At 61.2% G+C, this 433-nt stretch carries 1 pseudogene; it reads right to left on the bottom strand.

Annotated elements, in window-relative coordinates:
• Positions 1-433 (bottom strand): annotated as a pseudogene (locus AC3IMC_RS20470) (pyruvate dehydrogenase (acetyl-transferring), homodimeric type); the annotation flags it as partial.

Here is a 433-nt window from a genome sequence, read left to right as displayed (position 1 = left end):
TGTCGGGTTGTAGATCTTCGCCGTCGGGAAGAACGCATCCATACCGAACGTACGGGACTCGTCCGGCACGATCGGCACAATCCGGCTCCCAAACTTCTTGTCGCGAAGCAAATCCTTGAGCAGGCGAACAAACGCCATGGTGGTGGCGGCCTGCTGCTTGCCCGAGCCCCGCTTGGCCACCTCGTACGACTTCGCCTCCGGAAGTTCCACTGCCTGATGCCCGCTGCGCCGCTCGGGAACAGACCCACCAAGTGCCCTTCGCCGTTCGAGGAGATAAGCAATCTCGGGCGCATCGGCACCCGGGTGGTAGTACGGCGGACGGTAGTTGTCGTTCTCAAGCTGCTCATCCGAAACGGGAATACGCAGGTAGTCCCTGAACTCCTTGAGATCCCCGAGGGTCAGCTTCTTCATCTGGTGGGTCGCGTTGCGGCCT

This window comes from Arthrobacter sp. E70 (assembly GCF_058266945.1).
Note: the sequence above shows the minus strand (reverse complement) of the source record. Positions and strands in the feature narration are given on the sequence as shown.